This is a genomic window from Streptomyces alanosinicus (assembly GCF_014650595.1).
GTDB classification, from domain to species: Bacteria; Actinomycetota; Actinomycetes; order Streptomycetales; family Streptomycetaceae; genus Streptomyces; species Streptomyces alanosinicus.
Map to the genome: position 1 here is coordinate 37,473 of NZ_BMVG01000043.1, position 19,320 is coordinate 56,792.

Annotated in this window: 17 protein-coding genes; 11 read left to right on the forward strand and 6 right to left on the reverse strand. The window is 69.7% G+C overall.

Going from position 1 to position 19,320, the window contains the following annotated elements; genetic code table 11:
- The first annotated feature begins 56 nt into the window (after nt 1-56).
- The 4 genes from IE277_RS40015 to IE277_RS40030 are packed head-to-tail and all read left to right on the forward strand — an operon-like array spanning nt 57 to nt 5,143.
- Nucleotides 57-221: a hypothetical protein gene (locus tag IE277_RS40015; protein ID WP_189958654.1), complete on the forward strand. Its 165-nt coding sequence runs from the start codon at nt 57-59 to the stop codon at nt 219-221.
- Nucleotides 221-2,188: a beta-galactosidase gene (locus tag IE277_RS40020; protein WP_189958655.1), complete on the forward strand. Its 1,968-nt coding sequence runs from the start codon at nt 221-223 to the stop codon at nt 2,186-2,188. Before IE277_RS40015 ends, IE277_RS40020 begins: the two co-directional genes overlap by 1 nt.
- On the forward strand, nt 2,185-4,389 hold the full coding sequence (locus IE277_RS40025; protein ID WP_189958656.1) for a glycosyl hydrolase family 95 catalytic domain-containing protein: 2,205 nt from the start codon (nt 2,185-2,187) through the stop codon (nt 4,387-4,389). The genes IE277_RS40020 and IE277_RS40025 overlap by 4 nt, the downstream gene beginning before the upstream one ends.
- 37 nt (nt 4,390-4,426) lie before the next feature.
- Entirely contained in the window at nt 4,427-5,143 is a 717-nt protein-coding gene (locus tag IE277_RS40030; RefSeq protein ID WP_189958657.1) for a glycoside hydrolase family 12 protein, read from the forward strand.
- Between the two features lie 101 nt (nt 5,144-5,244).
- Here IE277_RS40030 and IE277_RS40035 read toward each other — a convergent pair whose 3' ends face one another.
- From IE277_RS40035 to IE277_RS40050, 4 genes are all read right to left on the reverse strand, one after another.
- Complete coding sequence (locus IE277_RS40035) at nt 5,245-6,138, reverse strand: expansin EXLX1 family cellulose-binding protein (protein WP_229882331.1); 894 nt, start codon at nt 6,136-6,138, stop codon at nt 5,245-5,247.
- A gap of 243 nt (nt 6,139-6,381) precedes the next feature.
- A complete protein-coding gene (locus IE277_RS40040) occupies nt 6,382-8,151 on the reverse strand; it encodes a cellulase family glycosylhydrolase (RefSeq protein WP_189958659.1) in 1,770 nt (589 codons plus the stop codon).
- A gap of 100 nt (nt 8,152-8,251) precedes the next feature.
- Complete coding sequence (locus tag IE277_RS40045) at nt 8,252-9,763, reverse strand: glycoside hydrolase family 43 protein (RefSeq protein ID WP_229882332.1); 1,512 nt, start codon at nt 9,761-9,763, stop codon at nt 8,252-8,254.
- A 44-nt stretch (nt 9,764-9,807) separates the two neighbouring features.
- On the reverse strand, nt 9,808-11,940 hold the full coding sequence (locus tag IE277_RS40050; protein ID WP_189958660.1) for an alpha-galactosidase: 2,133 nt from the start codon (nt 11,938-11,940) through the stop codon (nt 9,808-9,810).
- Between the two features lie 671 nt (nt 11,941-12,611).
- Between IE277_RS40050 and trpC the strand changes: the two genes are divergently transcribed.
- The 4 genes from trpC (at nt 12,612) to IE277_RS40070 (ending at nt 15,572) form a co-directional block, all read left to right on the forward strand.
- Nucleotides 12,612-13,397 carry an indole-3-glycerol phosphate synthase TrpC gene (gene trpC, locus IE277_RS40055; protein ID WP_189958661.1) on the forward strand — a complete coding sequence of 262 codons (786 nt, stop codon included), beginning with the start codon at nt 12,612-12,614 and terminating at the stop codon, nt 13,395-13,397.
- 638 nt (nt 13,398-14,035) lie between these two features.
- Nucleotides 14,036-14,236, forward strand: a complete 201-nt coding sequence (locus IE277_RS48150) for a hypothetical protein (protein WP_229882333.1) — start codon at nt 14,036-14,038, stop codon at nt 14,234-14,236.
- A 114-nt stretch (nt 14,237-14,350) separates the two neighbouring features.
- A complete protein-coding gene (locus tag IE277_RS40065; RefSeq protein WP_229882334.1) occupies nt 14,351-15,154 on the forward strand; it encodes a transposase family protein in 804 nt (267 codons plus the stop codon).
- A 178-nt stretch (nt 15,155-15,332) separates the two neighbouring features.
- Nucleotides 15,333-15,572: a hypothetical protein gene (locus IE277_RS40070; RefSeq protein WP_189958662.1), complete on the forward strand. Its 240-nt coding sequence runs from the start codon at nt 15,333-15,335 to the stop codon at nt 15,570-15,572.
- 72 nt (nt 15,573-15,644) lie between these two features.
- On the opposite strand, the gene IE277_RS40075 is transcribed toward IE277_RS40070, so the two are convergent.
- Complete coding sequence (locus IE277_RS40075; protein ID WP_189958663.1) at nt 15,645-16,253, reverse strand: TetR/AcrR family transcriptional regulator; 609 nt, start codon at nt 16,251-16,253, stop codon at nt 15,645-15,647.
- Between the two features lie 103 nt (nt 16,254-16,356).
- Here IE277_RS40075 and IE277_RS40080 point away from each other — a divergent pair, with 103 nt between their 5' ends.
- From IE277_RS40080 to IE277_RS40090, 3 genes are all read left to right on the forward strand, one after another.
- The gene (locus IE277_RS40080) at nt 16,357-17,301 is read left to right on the forward strand and encodes a beta-ketoacyl-ACP synthase III (RefSeq protein WP_189958671.1); all 945 of its coding nucleotides are present in this window, start codon (nt 16,357-16,359) and stop codon (nt 17,299-17,301) included.
- 121 nt (nt 17,302-17,422) lie between these two features.
- On the forward strand, nt 17,423-18,148 hold the full coding sequence (locus IE277_RS40085) for a hotdog fold domain-containing protein (RefSeq protein ID WP_189958664.1): 726 nt from the start codon (nt 17,423-17,425) through the stop codon (nt 18,146-18,148).
- 98 nt (nt 18,149-18,246) lie between these two features.
- The gene (locus tag IE277_RS40090) at nt 18,247-18,888 is read left to right on the forward strand and encodes a DinB/UmuC family translesion DNA polymerase (protein ID WP_229882335.1); all 642 of its coding nucleotides are present in this window, start codon (nt 18,247-18,249) and stop codon (nt 18,886-18,888) included.
- An 83-nt stretch (nt 18,889-18,971) separates the two neighbouring features.
- On the opposite strand, the gene IE277_RS40095 is transcribed toward IE277_RS40090, so the two are convergent.
- Nucleotides 18,972-19,320 (reverse strand): DNA-directed RNA polymerase subunit alpha C-terminal domain-containing protein (locus tag IE277_RS40095; RefSeq protein ID WP_308433465.1); only part of this gene is annotated, 349 nt, incomplete at its 5' end.

Genomic DNA, 19,320 nt, shown 5'->3' on the forward strand with positions numbered 1-19,320 from the left:
GCCGCAGCCACTCCTGATTCCAGCTCGACGCCCCTTCGTAAAGACCGAGGTATGTCATGAGCACGTTTCTCCTCAACAGGCGCTCTGCGCTTTCCGGTTCCGCTGCCGCCGCCGCGGCCGTCGCGAAGGGCGGCTACCGGTGGCGCAGCGCCGCCATGGGCGGCACCGGGTTCATCGACGCCACCAACGGACGCGGAGTGCGGTACGGGGAGATTGCCTGATGCCCGGCCTGACCGACGCGACACGAGGCCGTCTGCTCTTCGGCGGCGACTACAACCCCGAGCAGTGGCCCGAGGAGACCTGGCACGAGGACGTCCGCCTGATGAAGGCGGCCGGCGTCAACTCCGTCACCCTCGGTGTCTTCTCCTGGTCGACGCTCGAACCGGAGCCCGGGGCAAGGGAGTTCGGCCGGCTGGACACACTGATGGACCTGATGCACGAGAACGGCATCGGCGTCGTCCTCGCCACCCCCACGTCCTCGCCGCCGCCCTGGATGGGCCGGCTGCACCCCGACACCCTGCCCGTCACCGAGGACGGCCGCACCGAGTGGTGGGGCGGCCGCCAGCACTTCTCGCACTCCAGCGCCACCTACCGGCGCTACGCCGCCGCCATCACCGAGGACCTCGCCGCCCGCTACGGCGGCCACCCCGCCCTCACCATGTGGCACATCAACAACGAGTACTGCACCTTCGACCACGGTGACGAGGCAGCCGCCGCCTTCCGCCGCTGGCTGCGCGAGAAGTACGGCACCCTCGACGCCCTCAACGAGGCCTGGGGCACCGCCTTCTGGAGCCAGGGCTACGACACCTGGGACGGCATCCTGCCGCCCCGCCTGCCCCACTACATGCGCAACCCCACCCAGGGCCTGGACTTCCGGCGCTTCACCTCCGACATGCTCCTGGAGTGCTTCGTCGCCGAGCGGGACATCGTCCGCCGTCACACCCCGCACCTGCCGGTCACCAGCAACTTCATGCCGCTGTGGTTCGGGCAGGACGCGTGGCGCTGGGCCGAGGAGGAGGACGTCGTCTCCGTCGACATCTACCCGGATCCGCGTGACCCGCAGGGCGCCCAGAGTGGCGCGCTGGTCCAGGACATGACCCGCTCCCAGGCACGTGGGCCGTGGATGCTCATGGAACAGGCCGCAGGGCCCGTCAACTGGCGGGGCGTGAACCACCCCAAGCCACGCGGCCTCAACCGGCTCTGGTCCCTGCAGGCCGTGGCCCGGGGCGCCGACGCCGTCTGCTACTTCCAGTGGCGGCAGTCCCGGCAGGGAGCGGAGAAGTTCCACTCCGGCATGCTCAGCCATGCCGGGGAGGAGGGCCGGACCCACCAGGAGGTCAAGCAGCTCGGCGCGGACCTGGAGCGGATCGCCGCCGAGGTGACCGGCCGGAACATCACCGCGAACATCGCGGTACTGCACGACTGGCACGCCTGGTGGGCCGGCGCACAGGACGGCCGCCTGTCCGCCCAGGTGGAGTATCCGGACGTCCTGAGCGCCTGGCACCGAGCCCTCTGGCAGGCGCACCTCACCACCGACTTCGCCCACCCCGAGCACGACCTGACGCCGTACTCGGTGGTCGTCGTGCCGCAGCTGTACGCGCTCACCGACGCGGCGATCGACAACCTCCTCGCGTACGTCCACGGCGGCGGCACCCTCGTCTGCGGCTTCCAGACCGGCGTCGCCGACGAGGACGACCGCGTCCGCCCCGGTGGCATGGACCCCCGGCTCCGCGAGCTGTTCGGCATCCGCACCCTGCACGAGTGGTGGCCGCTGGACGCCGGAGAGACCGTCACCTGCGAGGGCTTCCACGCCTCCCTGTGGTCCGAGGAGCTGGAGGCCGACGGCACCGCCGACGAGACCGTCGCGTACAAGGGCGGCGAACTCGACGCACTGCCCGCGATCCTGCGCAAGGGCCGGGCCTGGTACGTCTCCACGCTCCCGGAGCCGGAAGCGCTGCGCGATCTGCTGGCCCGGATCGCCGACGGCGCGGGCGTGCGACCCGTGCTCGACGGCCTCCCCGAGCAGGTCGAGGCCGTACGCCGGGGCGAGGTGCTGTTCGTCCTCAACCACGGCCGTGAGCCGGTGACCGTCGAGGTGCCCGGCACCCACCACGACCTGCTGACGGGGACGGTCGTCACCGACCTGGTCACCCTCGGCCGTTACGGGGCGGCGGTGCTCCAGCCATGACAGCACTCACCGGTCCCGCCCACGGCACGTGGGAGCCGCAGCCGGCCGCTCGCTGGGAGGACGGCCTCCTGAGCGGCAACGGCCGGCACGGCGCCCTCGTGTTCGGTGACCTCAACACGGAGCGGGTCGTCGTCACGCATCACACCCTGGTAGCGCCGGGCGGCGACGGCGCCAACCGGCGGCCGCCCCGGCTGGCCGCCGAACTCCCCGCCCTCCAGGACCGCCTCCTGGCAGGCGACCGCACCGCCGCGGAGGGCTTCACCGACGGCCGCCCGTGCCAGTGGGTGCGGCCCTTCCACCCCGCCTTCCAGGTCCGGCTGGACCTGCCGTCCGGCGAGGGGCACGGCTACCGTCGGTCCGTCGACTTCGCCACAGGCGTCGTCCGGACGGAGTGCGCCGACTGGACCAGCCAGGTCTTCGTCTCCCGCGCCGACGACGTGATCATCCAGCACGTCACAGCACCCGAGGGCGCCCTCGGCATCTCGCTGGACCACCGCCTTCCCGGCGCCCCCGCCGGGCTGGCCGTCGGCCACGGCGCCGTCCTCACCCCCGAGGGCGCACTGCTGAACCTGCGCGCCCGCCATCCCGAGGGCGACCGTGCCTTCACCGGCGTCACGCTGATCGCCGTCACCGGCGGCACGACGGCCCTCGCCCCGCCGGGCGCGCAGATCGAGGGAGCCCGGTCCGTCCTGCTCCTCACCCGTGTCCTGCGCCACACCGGCGAACTCGACGTGACCGCGGAGGGCCGCGCCCTGTGCGACCTGCCCCTGGACTACGACGAGCTCCTGGACCGCCATGCCGCCCTCCACCGCACCGCCTACGAGCGCGTCACCCTCGACCTCGCCGCCGACCCGGCCGAACGGGCACTGCCGGGCTCGGAGCTGCTGAAGCGCACGGGTGCCGCCGCCCTGCTGGAGCGGCTGTTCGCGGCCGGCCGCTACCACCTGCTGTCCGCCAGCGGACTGTTCCCGCCCCGGCTGGTCGGCCTCTGGCACGGCGAGTGGCACCCGGCGTGGTGCGGCGCGTTCACCACCAACGCCAACCTCAATCTCCAGACCGCGTCAGCCGCGGCCGCGGCCCTGCCCGAAGTCACGGAGGCCCACGCCGGTCTGATCCAGTCCCAGCTCCCGGACTGGCGCGACAACGCCCGCGTGATCTTCGGCGCCCGCGGCGTCGTCGCCCCCACGCACACCGACGGCGAGACCGGCCACGCATACCACTTCCGCCATGAGTACCCCCTGCACCTGTGGACAGCCGGCGCCGACTGGCTCCTCAAGCCCCTCGTCGACCACGACGAGACACGCGGCGAACGCGACCCGCGCACCGCCGCCGTCCTCGCCGAAGTCGCCCTGTTCTACGAGGACTTCCTCACCCGGACCGACAACGACGGCCACCTGGTCGTCGTCCCCTCCTACTCACCGGAGAACCGCCCGGCGAACGCGAGCTGGGGCACGATCAACGCGGCCATGGACCTCTCGGCGGCCCGGCACGCGCTGCTCACCGCCGCCGACTACCACCCGGACACCCCCGACGCCGACCGCTGGCGCGCCCTCGCCGACCGTCTCCCGCCGCACCGGATCAACGCCGACGGCGCGCTCGCCGAGTGGGCCTGGCCGGGCGTGGAGGACAACTACGACCACCGTCACCTCAGCCACCTCTACGGCGTCTGGCCGCTCGACGAGATCACCCCCTACGACACCCCCGACCTCGCGGCGGCCGCCCACCGCGCCCTGGAACTGCGGGGCGCCGAGAACGACTCCGCGCACGGCCACCTCCACCACGCCCTCATCGCGGCCCGGCTCCGGGACGGCGAGCATGTCGCTCACGCCCTCGACCAGGTCCTGGGCGGCGACTTCTTCCACGCCTCCCTGATGAGCGCCCACTACCCGAACCTCCACGTCTACAACGCGGACGCCGCGCACACCCTGCCCGCCGTACTGATCGAGATGCTCGTCCAGTCGACCTCCGACCGACTGGTCCTGCTGCCCGCGCTGCCGCCGTCCCTCCCCGCGGGCCGGCTCACGGGCGTACGTACGCGGTTCGGCGCCGAGGTCGACCTGACCTGGGCGCCCGGCCGGGCGAGGGCGGTTGTGAAGCCGACTCGCACCGCCCGAATCGAAGTCAGGACTTCTTCCGGCGACGCGGAGCCGATCGACCTCGTCGCCGGAGAGGACCACGTCCTCAGCCAGGGGGCGTGGTAGCACCCCCACAATTCCCCCCACCCATGGAAGGGACACCATGGTCAACAGCACGATACGCAAGATCACCATGGCGGTGCTGGCGCCGGCGATGGCTCTCGGTGCCACCGTCGGCCTCGTCTCCGCCCCCGCCTCGGCCGCGGTCTGGAACACCTGCGACCGGTACGGCAGCACCAACCTGAACGGCTACACGCTCTACAACAACGTCTGGGGCTCCGGCGCGGGCAGCCAGTGCACCTGGGCCAACTCCGGGACCAGCTGGGGCGTCTGGGCCGACCACCCCAACACCGGCGGCATCAAGTCCTACGCCAACTCGACCAAATCGATCAACAAGAGAATCGACTCCCTCGGCTGGCTGACCAGCGACTACAACGTCAGCGTCCCGTCGTCCGGCGCGTACGAGACGGCGTACGACATCTGGGACACCAACCACAAGTACGAGATCATGCTCTGGATGAACAAGACGGGAGCCGTCGGCCCGATCGGCTCCTACCAGGACAACGTCACGGTCGGCGGCCACAACTGGAACGTCTACAAGGGCACCAACGGTTCGAACGAGGTGTTCTCCTTCCTGCGGACGTCCAACTCCACCTCCGGCACCGTGGACGTCAAGCCGATCCTCAACTGGATCGCGTACAGCAAGGGCTGGATGTCCAGCAGCGAGACCATCGGCGACGTGCAGTTCGGCTATGAGATCACCTCGTCGTCCGGCGGACTCAACTTCAACACCGACAACCTGACCGTCAGCGGCGGCTGACCCGACACCGGGGCCGAGGCCGGTCCGCGCCCTTCGTCGGGCGCGGTCGGCCTCGGCCCTCAGTGCGTCGCGGTCCCCGAACGGGGCCTCGGGCGGCGGGATCAGTGTCGGGCGAACTGCACCCCGGTGGGTTGCACGACGTTCGGCCGCACCGCGACTGCGTCGATGGTCAGCCGTTCGCCGTAGATGTCGGTGAGTCTGATCGCGCCACCGCACCCGCTGCCGTCGGCAGAGACGAAGTAGTTGTAGGAGGTGCGCGGCAGTTGACGCCAGCCGGCTGCGGTGCGGATCTCCAGCTCGGCGATCGGGTTGCGATGGCCGATCGCCTGGACGGCGCACCAGTAGCGGCTGGAGCCGGTCTTGTACCGGATGGAGATCGTGTCGGAGGTGCTGGGGCTCACCACACTCCAGGTGATGGGGAGCCGCCCGACCTTGAGGTCGGCGAGTTTGGCGAATGCCTGCTGGCTGAGGTCGAGTTGACCAGGCGCGCAGGGCAGGGGGCATTCGTTGGTGATCCGTACCGTGATGGATTTGCCGTTGGCCGCCCGGACGAGCACGTAGGCGCCGCACGCCTTGGACGTCTCGTAGTCGGTGGTGTTCATGGCCGCGATCATGAGGTCGGGACTCGGGCCGAACAGGCAGGCGCCGTCTCCGTTCCCGGCCTCGTAGGCGGTGGCGACGCCCTGGTGGGTGGTGTTGGGCTGAAGCCGTCCTGCCGGTGACGTCGTGGCGGGCTTCTGCGGCGGCGGGGTGGTGGCAGTGGGCGACGGTCGTGCTGACGTGGTGGTCGCAGTGCCCGTCGGGGTGGGGGAGCGGGTCGGGCTCGCCGCCGCGGTCGGGGTTCCTGTCCCGCCGGCGGTGGTGGCCTTCACCTGGGTGGTGGCGAGGGGGGTGGCCGCGGCAGGTACTGCACCGTTGTTGCGGCCGGGGAGCAGTGCCATGACCAGGTAGGCGAGAACGCCCACGGCGATCACCGCCGATGCGGTGCCCAGCATGAGCGTGCGTCTGTGTCTGCGCTGCCGCGCGGTCTGCCTCGGTGTGTTCATTTCCCGTCCGTTCGCCAGATCGAGCCGATGGTGCACTGCTGAGTTGCCGCAGCGGACGCAAAGGTTGCCGTCGAGGCTCTGTCCGGCCAACGGTGCGACTCGGGTACTGGGGGAAGGGTGCGAACTCGGCCTTGACGTGTCGATGCCCTGGTTGCCCGGGACGTGGGCAATCAGGGCGGGGTGGCCGGCCGGTCAGGATGCCTTGACGACCGTACCGGTGACCGAGTCACCGGACTTCGTGACCTTGTACTTCACCTTGGCGCCGCTGTGGAAGTGGAAGGTCAGCGTCGCCTGTTCGCCATCACGCAGTGCCTTGAGCATGTCGGCGGTCAGGATGATCGTGCCGTTCGCGTAGTCCGGCGAGAAGGCGCCGTTGAACTCCTGGTACGGATTCCAGCTCGTCGGGCCGGCGTTGGTGCCGTCCGCGTACGTGGACTCCATGGTCGCCAGCTGGTCACCCTGGTACTTCGTGGGAATGGTGAACTTCGCGGCCGTGCCCGTGGTGTTCGACAGCTCCGGAGTGTCGTTGGTGACCACGTCGATCTGCCAGGGAAGTCCGCGGGAGAACCGGGCCTGGAGCGTCGCGTTGACCCCGTACGCGCGATTGCCGGTCAGCCGGGTCAGGGCCGATGCCGTGAGGGTGAGCCGATCCTCGAAGACGGTGTAGTCCCGGCCCTCGGCCAGCTTGGTGTCGCCGTCCCACAGACCACGGAACTTGGTGCCGTTCAGGTTCAGCGTGAGCGACTGGGCCGTGATCCGGCTCGACTTCGCCACGAAGACCTGGTCGAAGGAGGCGGTTCCCGAGCGGGTGGTCCAGCTCGACCTGATCCAGGCGAACAGGTCGGGGTCCTGCCACTTCAGGGTCTGTCGGTTCAGGTAGGCGTAGCTTCCGGGGTCCCACAGGGCGGTGGTGACACCGGCGACGCGTGCGGCGTGTCCGACGTTCTCGTAGTACTTCAGCGCCTCGCCCCGCTCGATGCGGGAGGGGTGGTTGTCGTCGGGGTATCCGAGCAGGCTGTATTCGCCGACGTAGACGGGGATGCCCGTGGCGACGAAGGTGTTGTGCATGCGGGCGAAGGAGTCGGTCAGGTCGTTGCGGGCGGTGTCGTCGTACAGGGTGCCGCCGGCGACGTTCACGCTGAACGGGTACCAGCCGTAGTAGTGCACGGTGGCGACCAGGTTGCTGTCGTGCAGCCCGCTGATCGTGGTGTACAGGTCGTCCATGAGCTCCTGGGAGGGGGTGCCGCCCTGGGTGGTCAGGACGAGCAGGCGGCTCTTGTTCGCGCCGCCCGAAGCGCGGACGGTCTTCTGGAACGAGGAGTTGAGCTCGTTCAGGAACTCGGTCTTCTGCGCGGCCGTGGCGTTGTCGAAGCTCGGCTCGTTGACGCTTTCGAAGAGCAGGGTGCGCGGCTCGTCCCGGAACGCCGCGGAGATCTGGGTCCACAGGGCGTTGTAGCGGGCGAGCACCTTGTCGTGGTCGGCGGCGATCTTCGAGATCCACTGCCAGGAGTCGTGGTGGACGTTGAGCACGAGGTAGAGCTTCTCGGCCTGTGCCCAGTCGACGACCTCCTTGACCCGCTTCAGGTAGGCGGCGTCGACGGTGTAGGGCGCGGTGGCGGACTGGTGCGCGCTCCAGGTCACCGGGATACGGACGCTGCGGAAGCCCTGGGCCCGGAGGGTCGCGAAAAGCTCCCTGCTGGCCTTGGGGTTGCCCCAGGACGTCTCGTCCGGAATCGCGTCCAGGGTGTTGCCCAGGTTCCAGCTGGGCTGCATCGCGGCCACGGCGTCCATGGCGCGGGCCGGAACCTTGACCGCGGATCCGGTCTGCTGTGCCGTGCCGCCGGGCGCGGCGAGCGCGGTGCTGCCGGACAGTCCCAGGATCACCAGCAGTGCCATCAGCAGGCCGCCCAGGAGCCCCGGGCCGCGTCTGCGGTGGTGCGCCGGTCTCTGTATGTCCTTCATGTGTCATGCCTTTCGGTCGGTCGGGCCCTTCGGCCGGCGGTACGGGTGGGTTCCGTCCACGGTCGGGACGGGACCGGTTCGGTGGCAGGAGGAGGCGGGTTCAGCCGTCCAGGGGCTCGTAGTCGAACCAGTCGAAATGGACGGTGCCTCTCGCGGCGTACATGCCGATGACCCGGCCGGTGAAGCCGCCGGCGACCTCGGTCGACAGGTAGCGGCCTTCGAGGGTCGCGAGCCCGGTGAACGTGCCGTCGGGTTGCTCGACGCCGAGGGAGATCACATCGGGTCCGGTGCGCGGCCCGTGCGGAGGCGGCGGATCCGTGATCGTGAGGGCGAGGACCACCGGCCCGGCGGGCACGGACTGCGCGGCCACGACCGTACGCAGGGAACCGACGCGCGCGACCACCTGCACCTCGGTGCCGGACACCTCGATCTCATAGTGGTGCTGCTCGTCGAGCCGGACGGCGAGCCCACCTCTTCCCTCCGCGGCATCGACCAGAGTGCGCGCCCGGCACGACAGATGCTGCTGTCGCCGGCCGGTGAACACCACGTCGGGCTCGTCCAGGGAGCCACCGCGCGCGCGGAGCGTCAGCCAGCCGCGGCGTTCCCTGGTGGTGCAGTGCTCGGCGGACCGGTCGCGCAGGGAGATCCAGGACGGTCGCAGTTCGGCGAGTTCGAAGTCGTCCCGGTGCTCCTCGACGGGGCCGGGGGAGAGCGGCCACGGGAGTTCGGGCAGGTCCAGGGTGACCTCGCCGACGACCGGCCAGTCGTCCACCCAGGTCACGGGCGCGAGGAAGGTCTCCCGGCCGAGCACATGCCAGCCGGGGGTGCCGATGCGCGGCCGCACCCCGAGGAACACCATCCACCAGGAGCCGTCGGGCCCCTGGACCAGGTCGGCGTGCCCGGTGTTCTGGACGGGGTGGTCGGTGCCGCGATGGGTGAGGATCGGGTTGGCCGGGAACGGCTCGAACGGGCCGGCGGGCGTACGGCCGCGGGCGATCGATACACCGTGGCCGCGCTCGGTGCCGCCCTCGGCGATGAGCAGGTACCAGTAGTCGCCGATCCGGTACAGGTGCGGTGCCTCGGGGGCCTTGGCGCCGGGCCCACCGGACCAGACCTTGTGCGGTGTTCCGTACGTCTGCCCGGTGGACGGGTCGAGACGGACCTGCGAGACCCCGGCGACCGTGCACCAGCAGGTGCCGTCCTCGTCCCAGGCCAGGTCGGGATCGATGCCGGGGACACCCGGCGCCCAGACGGGGTCCGACCAGGGGCCAGCGGGGTCGGTGGCCGTGACGATGAGGTTGCCGCCGCCCTTGCCGACGTTGGTGACGATCAGCCAGAAGCGTCCGTCGTGGTGGCGCAGGGTGGGGGCGTAGATTCCGGCGGAGGACCACGACTCCGACAGCCGCAGCTGCTCCGGCCGGTCCAGGATGTTGCCGATCTGCCTCCAGTGCACCAGGTCGCGGCTGTGGAACAGCGGTACGCCGGGGAAGTACTCGAAGCTGGAGCAGGCCAGGTAGTAGTCGTCGCCGACGCGGCAGATGCTCGGGTCGGGGTGGAGGCCGGGGATCACCGGGTTGGTGAGGCGTTCGTCAGGCTGGGGCAGAGGGGGCACCCGATGGGTCCTCTCGTCGAGTCGTGATGCGGGGGTGGGGCGGTTCAGGGAGAGCCGGGGGCCGTGGGGGTGATGCGGAGCAGGACGGCGGACGGCGCGGTGGGCAGGGTCAGGCTCAGCTCGGCCGTGCCGGGCATCCAGGCGGGCACGGCCCGACTGGCCGAGGGGTAGAGCAGGTCGACTCGGGCGGCGGTGTCCCGCAGGTGGGGCAGGTGAAGCGTCGCCGTGGCGTCGGTTCCAGGGCGGCGCCATGCGGTGAGGTAGGTGGTGGCCGGAGTGCGCAGGGCCAGGGCGATCCAGGGGTCGTCCCAGGCGGGAAGGCCGAGTGGCCAGGAGGGCACAGCTTGCGGAAGGTCGGCGCGGATGGCCTTGTACGCCGCCACCGCCTCGTGGACCAGGGCGCGGGCCTCCGGCTCCAGTTCGGGAATGCGGCCGGAGAGATGGATCCGGCCCAGGAGCGCGTTGGCCATCGTGAAGGCCACCTCGTCGAGGGAGTCCTCCGGCTGGGGGTACGCCCAGACGGCACCCTGTTCGGGGGTGACGGCGGTGGGCGCGGAAGCCGCGATGGGTGCGTAGTGGTGGAGGTTCTGCTGGTCGCTGGTGGACTGCAGCTGCATCCGGGACAGCAGGGCGTCGTCCCAGCGCATGCCGCCGGAGGAGCAGTTCTCCACCACCAGGTGCGGGTACCGGTCGAGGACGCCGTCGAGCCAGTCGAGGTGTGCCCGGTTGTGGCCGAGCAGACCGGCGCCCGGGGTCTCGCCGGGGTGGGTGCTGCCGGAGCCGGGGTCGATGTTGTGGTCGAGTTTGAGGTAGCCGACGCCCCATTCGCCGACCAGGCGGTCCACGACCTGGTCCAGGTGGGCACGCGCGGCCGGGTGACGCAGGTCCAGGTGGTGCCGGCCGGCCTCCGTCACGCGGACGCCGTCGCGGCGGAAGAACGCCTCGTCGGGCAGGGACTTGGCCAAGGGGCTGCGCACGCCGATCACCTCCGGCTCCAGCCACAGGCCGGGCACCATGCCGCGCTCCCGGATGCGCTCCAGCACCTCGTGGATGCCGCGCGCCCCGGGGAACCGCGAGGCGGCGGGCTCCCAGGCGCCGACGGTGTCCCACCAGCCGCCGTTCTCGCCGTCGTACCAGCCGGCGTCGATCACGAAGTACTCCGCGCCGGCGTCGGCGGCCGCGTCGATGTGCGGCAGCAGCTTCTCCGTCGTGGGGTCGCCCATCAGGCAGTTCATGTAGTCGTTGAAGATGACGGGCAGACGCTGGTGGTCGGCGTGCGGGCGGCGTTGGGCGCGGCGGTAGCGGGTCAGCGCGGCGAATGCCTCATCGGGGCCGCCGTCGGCGCTGAAGGACAGGGCAGCGGGTACGGTGCGGAAAGCGGCGCCGGGTTCAAGGGCGTGCCGCCAGCCGTGGTGGGTGTCGGTGGGTCCGAACAGCGCTGTGTAGGCCGCTCGGTCGTGCTCGCCGCACTCCCAACGCCAGCCGCCGCCGTTGTGCTCGATCTGCCACACCCAGGTGCGGCCGGTGCGCCGGTCCGTCAGGCCCCCCATGGGGAGGTGTCCGCAGCTGGACCAGGTGCCCTGCCCGTTCAGGACGAAGCCGGCCCTGCCGTTGGCGTTGCTCACGCGTCCGCCGTGGGCCGGGGTGGTCAGACGCATCGGCTGGCGCCGCCAGCGGCACTCGGCGAGCCAGTCGTTCTCCGCCCACAGCAGGTCCGCGGCGTCGACGGCGGCCGGGACCTGAGCGGTGAGGCAGCCGATCACGAGCGAGCTGACCGACTCCACATGCAGCGTGGTCTGCCCTTCGTTGCGCAGGGTCACCTCGCTGCGGAGCACGGGGATGCCGTTCGGTGACCGGTAGGTCACCTCCGCGGCCAGCCCGGTTTCCGGATCGTGGAGGTGGACGGTCAGCGTGTGCCAGTCGCCGTCGCGGGTCGCGCGGTGGGTCCGGTGGCGCAGACGCCGGCCGAGAGCAGTGTCCACGAGTCGATTGCCCGACCAGCCGCGGCCGTGCCCCGCGGCCGTCACCTCCACCAGGGGCAGGGACGCACCGGGGATGCTCTGCGCCTCGCCGGGCAGCCCGAGGTGCGTCAGGCGCGGGCCGCCGTCGTCATCGAGGACGATCTCGAACTGGAGGGCCTCGTGCCCCCAGCGGAAGGTCTCTCGTTCCTTGGTCATGGCGGCCCTTTCGAGATCAGTGCCCGCGCAGGACGGCGCAGCCACCGGGCGGGACTTCGTGCGTGACCGCACCGGTGAGCAGACCGTCGAGGTGGGTGTGAGCAGTACTTGTTCGTCCCGGGCGCGTGGGCCGGTGATCTGTCGAAGCGCTCTGTCGAAGCGCTTCACTACGGCAGAAAAGTTAACGGACAGCTTTCGCGTGAAACAAGGGCTTCTCCCGTAGGAAACTTTCCCTTGGTGGGGCATTGACAGCTTCACAGCGAAACTGGCACTGTCGAAGCGCTTCGACTCCTACGATTCATGGTCGTGGACCGCCGCTTGGCCCGCTGCCCGATCCGGCCACACCGCGGGCCTGTGCGCTCAAGTTGCCACCGGTTCAGGCGGGTTCGTCGATCACGCCGGGCAAGATGACCCCGGTGATCCCGGAGTTCGCGCTCATGCTTCGTTAAGGGATGGCCGTCGGCCGGCGGCAGAGGTCGCCAGATCGCGTGTCACCGAATTTCACGGAGTATCCACGAGAAGTTCAATGCCCGCCCCCAAGGCCGGCCGATACGCACGCCATGATCGATTCGGGTAACCTCCGTTCCGAGGACGGCTTGGACGTGGGTGATGGACGGTCACACAAACCGGGGGACGTCCGGAGCGTCGGACGGTTCGACGAGGAGAGGCTGATGAGCGTTCTCGACGGGATCCTCGCGGGAGTCCGCGAAGACTTGGAACAACGTAAGCGTGCGACGCCGTTGGCGGAGTTGCGCTCGCGGGCAGCCGACGTGGCACCCGCGCTTGACCCCCTGCCTGCTTTCCGCGCGCCTGGGGTGTCCATCATCGCCGAGGTGAAGCGAAAGAGCCCCAGCAAGGGCGCGCTGGCGGACATCCCCGACCCTGCGTCCCTCGCGGCCCAGTACGCGGCCGGCGGCGCCGCCGCGATCAGCGTGCTCACCGAGAGCAGGCGTTTCGGCGGCTCCCTCGCTGATCTGGACGCTGTACGTGCCCGGGTCGACGTGCCCGTCCTGCGCAAGGATTTCATCGTCGACCCCTATCAGCTGTGGGAAGCCCGCGCGCATGGCGCCGATCTCGCGCTTCTCATGGTCGTGTCGCTGGACGACGGCCGGCTCACCGATTTGATGGGGCTGTGCAAAGAGTTGGGCCTCACGCCGCTCGTGGAGGCCCACACGGCCGACGAAGTACGGCGCGCCGTCGCCGCCGGGGCTGAACTCCTCGGAATCAACGCGCGGGACCTGACCACGCTGGACGTGGATCGCACAGTGTTCGCCGACCTCGTGACCGGTATCCCCGAAGGCGCGGTCAGGGTCGCGGAATCAGGAGTGACGGGCCCGAAGGATGTCGCGGAGTACCGCGGTTGGGGAGCCGACGTGGTGCTGGTCGGCGAGGCACTGGTGCGGTCGGGGGACCCGCGCAGCGCCGTGGGCGAGTTCATCGAGGCTGCCGGGGCGTGAGGGCGCATGGCTGCCCGGTGATGCCACGGCACGGAACTCACTACAACCTCGACGGGCAGCCACTGGTCTCACAGGGGCCACGAGGCAATATCGTCATGAACCCGGATGACTGCCGCGGGTTGACGACGCGGCACGCCTCCACCGCATGCTGCGGGGCGATTCCCGATGGGGGACTGAACCAGGTCTGCGCCTGCGGGACACTGGTCGCGACCCTCTGCTCTGACTGCTGCCTGCCATATGAGTTGCACCTCTCACCCGACCACGTGCGGGCCTTGTCATTCCCGAGACCCGGCTCCAACCTGACTGAGTGAGCCCGCGCGCCGCGACTTGAGTCAGAACCGCATCTCGCCTACGAGCCATCCGTCAGCGGTTGGGTTGCCGGTTCTCGCTCCCCGTGGGCGGGTGGTCTTCTACGATCCGGTGCATGCTGGATCCCGAGTTGCTGGAACGGATCACCGCGCGGCGCGCGGAGCTGGACGAACTCGAAGAACAGCTGGCCAAACAGCTGGCGGAAGTGCGGGCTGACCGGGACGAACTCGCCGTCGCCGAACGTGTCCTTGAACGGATGACCGGGCAGCTCGCCGAGGAACGCGCCTCCACCGGACCAGTGCCCCGGGCGGGTGGCCGGCCGGACAGTGATGCTGATCCCGCACCGCGAACCGGGTATGGAGGAGAACTCGCTCCCGTGGGACTACCAGCGCATCATCACCGCCGTGCGGCAGGCTGCCGGACCGGTCATGGCCCGCGAGGTCGGCGAGGTGGTGGGGGTGGACGTCAGCGTGAAGGCCAAGCTGGAAACGCTACGCAGCAAGCTGGTCAGACTTGTCGATCGCGGCTGACTGCGGAAGCTGCCCGACGGCCGGTTCACCACCCGCCTGTGACCAGGAGTACCGCCACTCGGAGCGGCTCGGCACGGGCGTAACCGGGATGCCCCCGGCAGCTGTTGGAATTGTGTGACGAATACCAAAGAGCGCGCCGAGGACACCTGCCCGCTTGTCTACCAGTGCCGTCTGTCGCTGTCCACGCGCACCGTCAACCACCTCGCCGGTCTGCTCAGGCGCCGTCTGAAGACGATCCGGTCCCGATGGCGGATCCTGCCGCCGGGGAAGATCGCGGTGATCGTCCTGGCCGTACTGCACCACGACCAGCGACTGGCCGACATGGCCGGCGGCAGCAACGTGTCCGAGTCCACCGTCCGCCGCTGGCGCGACGAGCTGATCGGGCTGCTCGCCGCCCAGGCGCCGTGCCTGGACCGCGCCCTGAAGAAGGTCGCCAAGAAGGGCGGGGAGGTGGTTCTGATCGACGGCACCCTCATCCGCACTCAACGCCGCACCGGCAAGGCTGACCGGCGGAACTACTCCGGCAAGCACCGCAGCCATGGCCTGCACTTCTTCACCCTGACCGACGAGAACGGTCGCCTGATCTGGATATCCGCCGCCCGGACCGGCCGCACCCACGACAACACCGCCGCCCGCCACGACCACATCCTGGCCCGCCTGCGCGCCGCCGGCCTCGGAGCGTTGGCCGACCTCGGCTTCCGCGGCCTGGACAACGACATCCTCGACCCCGTGATCGTCACCGGCTACACCGCCACTCGCACCCACAAGCTCACCCCCGGCCAGAAGGAAGCCAACCGCGTCCTCGCCGTCGGACGCGCACCGGTCGAGCACGGCTTCGCCCACCTCAAGAACTGGCGGATCCTCACCAAACTCCGCACCGCCCCCGCCCCCGCCTCCTGCGCGCCCTGCTCGTCCTGACGAACCTCGAAGTCAACCGCTGACGGATGATCTTCTCCGCGGACCTATGCCCGCGACCAGTAGGAGTACCCCACGAACCGATCACACCAGCGCTTTGACCTGCGACTTCAAGTTGGCGGAGGCTCACTCCTCACCCAGCCGCCGTCGATCCGCACCCGGGTGCACGGTGGAGTTCACCGTGCACCCTCATACCCAGCGGCGGCCCCGCACGGAGCGCCACGGGTTCGGCCATGCGCATCCACGTAGCCGGGTCGGTCGTACGGCCTTCCAGGTTCTCCTGCGGCATCGCGGCCTGCTGGTGGGCCTGGACGGCGGCGGCCCGTTACGCCGGGGCCTGGCCACTCGGTACGACAAGACGGCCACCATCTACCTCGCCGGCGTCCACCTCGCCGCCATCTTCATCTGGTCAGCAAGGTGATCCGAAAGAAACGGCCTAGCGGGACGGGACAACCGCAACGTCACACGTAGATCGCGGGCACGTGGGACACGGCTAAGGACTGCGCAGAAGTCGGTCGATGGCTCGACGCGTGCGTGCGACGGCCGATGGGGCGGCGAAGAGTTGGAGCTCCTGGTTCAGCGCCATATACATGCCGACGATCTCGTATGCGACCTGCTCCGGATCGGTGTCCGGTGGAAGGTCGCCTGCTCGCACGGCCGCTCCGACCTCGCCGGCGAGGCGGCGACGCCAGGTATGGAGCAGGCGGGCCACTGCGTCGCGGACGGCGCCGGGGCGAGAGTCGAACTCGACGGAGGCGGTGGTGATGAGGCAGCCGCCGGGGAACGTGTCGCGTTCGGTCGCCAGGTAGGAGATCCAGGTCTCGAAAACGGCTCGCAGGCGGGGCAGGCCAGGCTCCTTGTGCGCCACAGGCTCCCATACCAACCGCGAGAAGGCCGCCGCAGCCCCCTCAAGGGTCGCCAGTTGAAGCACCTCCTTGGTGCCGAAGTGCCCGAGTACGCCGGCCTTACTCATGTCCAGGTCGGTGGCGAGGCGCCCGAGGGTGAGTCCTTCGAGGCCGTCCGCCGAGGCGATGGCGATGCCGCGCTCCACAATGCGCTGCCGAGTCCTGTGTGATTCGGCGACGGAGTTGCGTGGGCTCATGCCGTCATCGTACCCAACTGCACCCCATTTAACTTCCGACCGATCGGTTGCTATATTCCGGACCGCTGCTGCCGAGCCAAGGAGATCAGCTGTGCGTTCGATCGTGCAAGGAAGCCGCATCACCGCCCTCGGGCACTACCAGCCGAAGCGCGTCCTGACCAACGACGGCCTGTCCACCATGGTCGACACCAGCGACGAGTGGATCCGCCGACGCACCGGCATCTCCACGCGCCGTATCGCAGCACCCGATGAATCGGTCACCGACATGGCCGCGGCGGCCGCCGGCAAGGCGCTGGCCGCATCCGGACTCGATCCGTCGGACATCGGACTGATCACCGTGGCAACGTGCACGGCGATCGACCGCTGCCCCTCCACCGCGGCCCAGGTCGCGGCCCGCCTCGGCCTACCCAATCCAGTGGCCTTCGACCTCAACAACGGCTGCGCAGGCTTCTGCACGGCCCTCGCCTGTGCCGACCACACCCTGCGCGCCGGTGCCGCACGCCACGCCCTGGTCATCGGCGCCGAGAAGATGTCCGACGTCACCGATTGGACCGACCGCCGTTCCTGCGTCCTCCTCGGCGACGGGGCCGGCGCCGCCGTGCTCAGCGCCGCCGGCAACGATGGGATCGGCCCCGTCGTCTGGGGATCCGACTCCTCGCGCTCGGACGCCGTCCGCCTGGTCGACGACTGGCACCCCCGCTTCACCCAAGAGGGCCAGACGGTCTTCCGATGGGCCAGCGGCGAACTCCCTGCAATCGCCAGGGAAGCATGCGAGCGCGTCGGCCTGGCTCCGGCGGATTTGGCGGGCGTCGTCACGCACCAGGCCAATCTGCGCATCATCGACGCCGTCGTGCGCCAACTCGATCTGTCCGAAACCGTTGTGATCGGCGATGACGTCGTCGAGTCCGGCAACACTTCCGTCGCGTCGGTCCCGCTCGCCCTGTCCAAGTTGATGGAACGCGAGGATCTCCCCTCCGGCGCCCCGGTCCTGCTGCTCGCCTTCGGCGGCGGACTGTCCTGGGCAGGTCAGGTCGTCACCTGGCCCTGAACCCGACCAGGCATCGGCGGCGACATCCACGCTTCCATCAACAGATAGGCACTCCAGAAGCCATGAGCGTTCGAACGCGTCATCCTCAAGACCTCACGGGCCATCCCACCGGCGGTGCCGCGTGACGAGCCCCGACACGATTCCGTCCCACATAACCGGCTACCCAAACGTCGCGTTCGGTGGGTACGTCGCGGGCCTTGTGGCCTCCCGCAGCGACGCCGAAACCGTACGCGTCGACTTCCAGGCGGCCGTGCCAGTAGGGGTTCCCGTGCGACTCGAAGAAAAGGTCACCGTGACCCCCGGCAGGCTTCGCCACGAAGCGCCCGAGATGCCGACCTGGAACCAGGCCCAAGCGGCCACCGAGGCCTATCTGGCGCAACTCCGCGTCCATCCACAGCCGTTCGACTGCTACGGCTGCGCTCCCATGGCTGTCGGCAAGGGTATCCGGCTCTTTCCAGGGCCTGTTCCAGGACGGAACCTTGTGGCCGCGGCCTGGGTTCCAGACGTCGAACTCGCCGGGAAAACAGGCACGTTGCCGCCCGAGATCGTGTGGTCCGCCCTCGACTGTCCCGGCGGATGGGCCGGGGTGCGGCTTGCCGATACGGGGCCCGGTCTCGTCACGGCCGCTCTGACCGCCAAGCTCCTGCACGAGGTGAGAGCGGGCGAGCGGCATATCTCGTGGGCTTGGGTCCTCGACAAGCATGACCGAAAGGTCTCCGTGGGCGTGGCCCTGGCAACGGCTGAGGGGAAGATCTGCGCTCGCGCCGAAGCGGTATGGGTCAAACCGCGCATCGCCTCGACGACGGCCCAGTTTCGGGACGCGCGTCGTGGCAACGGGCAGACGTAGAAGCATACGCCTTCCACCCCTCTCTCGCCCCTCAACTCTCAGTTGGTGCAGCGGCGGTAGTATATGAGAGTGCTGGCGATGCCGACGAAGGCAAGGAAATGATCGGCCTGCACACGATCGGCGACGTCACCGACGTTCCCCAGCTCACGCTGCAGCGCCTGCTCGGGGCCCGCGCCGGCCGCACCCTCCACGAGCGCGCCCACGGCCGCGACATCCAGGTCGTCGACCCCACGCCGGCGTCGATGAGCATCAGCGCCGAACACCGCTTCCCACGTGACGAACTCGATCCTGCCGAGCACCGACGCGCCCTGCTCGCCCTTATCGACGACCTCGGTGCCCGCCTGCGCACCAGTGGGCATATCGCCCAAGGCCTGACCTGCACCACCCGCTACGCCGACCGGAGCGCCACCCGCCGCAGTCGCACCCTGCCCGAGGCGACCCAGCACACCCTGCTCCTGGCACGCGCCGTGTACGCGGTGTACGAGTCCCTCGGACTGCAACGCGCCAGGGTGCGCGGCATTACCCTGCTCGCCGACGCCCTCCTGCCCGAAGCCAAAGCCACTCGGCAGCTCACCCTCGACAGCAACGACGACAGGCCCTTCGCGATCGAAGCCGTCGCCGACCGCGCGCTCGCCCGCTTCGGACACGGCGTGCTCTACCCGGCATCTCTCGCGATCGCAGCAGGAACTCGATCGGCCCGAGCGCAGGACCGCGGTCGCGCTGGCGCGCGCTGGAGTTAGCGCTTGCCCATCAGATGCTCGGGCGATGAGCCGCTGGGCCAGGCCCCCGGCCCGGCACAGCGGCCTACTCCCTCGCGCAGCGTTCAGTACTGCTCGGTCTCCATGAAACCCGTGTTGCCGTCGTCGTCCGGGGCTCCGGAGGTGTCTGCGGCGGCGTTCGGGATGAATCCGGGCGGGCTGTCCTTCAGAGTCAGGCCCATGCCGGCCAGCTTCGCCTTGACCTCGTCGATGGATTTCGCACCGAAGTTGCGAATGTCCATCAGGTCCGCCTCCGATCGCGCCAGAAGTTCACCCACCGAGTGAACGCCCTCACGCTTGAGGCAGTTGTACGAGCGGACCGTGAGCTCCAGCTCCTCGATCGGCAGCGCGAGATCGGCGGCGAGGGCGGCGTCCGTGGGGGACGGGCCCATGTCGATGCCCTCGGCGTCGATG

What these genes read in the sequence shown, in the direction of transcription:
- IE277_RS40015 (WP_189958654.1), top strand. Translation starts at nt 57, where the DNA reads ATGAGCACGTTTCTCCTCAACAGGCGCTCTGCGCTTTCCGGTTCCGCT.
- IE277_RS40020 (WP_189958655.1), top strand. Translation starts at nt 221, where the DNA reads ATGCCCGGCCTGACCGACGCGACACGAGGCCGTCTGCTCTTCGGCGGC.
- IE277_RS40025 (WP_189958656.1), top strand. Translation starts at nt 2,185, where the DNA reads ATGACAGCACTCACCGGTCCCGCCCACGGCACGTGGGAGCCGCAGCCG.
- IE277_RS40030 (WP_189958657.1), top strand. Translation starts at nt 4,427, where the DNA reads ATGGTCAACAGCACGATACGCAAGATCACCATGGCGGTGCTGGCGCCG.
- IE277_RS40035 (WP_229882331.1), bottom strand. Translation starts at nt 6,138, where the DNA reads ATGCTGGGCACCGCATCGGCGGTGATCGCCGTGGGCGTTCTCGCCTAC.
- IE277_RS40040 (WP_189958659.1), bottom strand. Translation starts at nt 8,151, where the DNA reads ATGAAGGACATACAGAGACCGGCGCACCACCGCAGACGCGGCCCGGGG.
- IE277_RS40050 (WP_189958660.1), bottom strand. Translation starts at nt 11,940, where the DNA reads ATGACCAAGGAACGAGAGACCTTCCGCTGGGGGCACGAGGCCCTCCAG.
- trpC (WP_189958661.1), top strand. Translation starts at nt 12,612, where the DNA reads ATGAGCGTTCTCGACGGGATCCTCGCGGGAGTCCGCGAAGACTTGGAA.
- IE277_RS48150 (WP_229882333.1), top strand. Translation starts at nt 14,036, where the DNA reads ATGCTGATCCCGCACCGCGAACCGGGTATGGAGGAGAACTCGCTCCCG.
- IE277_RS40075 (WP_189958663.1), bottom strand. Translation starts at nt 16,253, where the DNA reads ATGAGCCCACGCAACTCCGTCGCCGAATCACACAGGACTCGGCAGCGC.
- IE277_RS40090 (WP_229882335.1), top strand. Translation starts at nt 18,247, where the DNA reads ATGATCGGCCTGCACACGATCGGCGACGTCACCGACGTTCCCCAGCTC.